General features: G+C 74.8%; 1 protein-coding gene. It reads right to left on the reverse strand.

The window, feature by feature from the left end:
- Window positions 1–630, reverse strand: a 630-nt coding sequence (locus tag GSF22_RS34070) for an energy-coupling factor ABC transporter ATP-binding protein (RefSeq protein WP_244454634.1), incomplete at both ends; no start/stop codon positions are given.

The following is a 630-nucleotide window of genomic DNA, read 5'->3' on the forward strand; positions in this document are numbered from 1 at the left end:
GGGCGTCACCGTGCGCGGCGAAGACCTGCTCCGGTGGCCCGTCGGCCCGCACCCCGCCACCGGGTTGCAGCACCACCACCCGGTCGACCAGCGGGAGTGCCTCGGTCACCCGGTGTTCGACCAGGATGAGGGTGGTGTCCGGGCTCAGCGCGGTGGTGACCGCCTGCCGGACGAGTGCCGCGCCGGCCGGGTCGAGGTTCGCGGTGGGCTCGTCGAGCAGCAGCAGTCCGGGGCGCAGGGCGAGTACCCCGGCCAGGGCGAGTCGCTGCTGCTCCCCGCCGGATAGGGCGGCGGTGGGTCGGTCCCGGGGGTAGGGGAAGCCCACCCGGGCCAGGGCCTCGTCCACCCGGGGCCAGATCTCGTCGGCCGGTACGCCCCGGTTCTCCAACCCGAAGGCGACGTCGTCGCCGCAGCGGGCCATCACCAACTGGCTCTCCGGGTCCTGGAAGACCACGCCGACCCGGTCGCGGGCCTTGCGGGGTTCCAGACCGTCGACCTCGACGTGGCCCTCCCGTTCGCCGGAGTCCTCGGGCAGCAGGCCGGCGAGGGCCGCCAACAGGGTGCTCTTGCCGGCACCGGAGGGCCCGAGCAGCAGTACCCGCTCGCCGGCCTCGATGCGCAGGTCGACAC

This window comes from Micromonospora echinofusca, from assembly GCF_017614955.1.
Classification (GTDB): domain Bacteria; phylum Actinomycetota; class Actinomycetes; order Mycobacteriales; family Micromonosporaceae; genus Micromonospora; species Micromonospora echinofusca_A.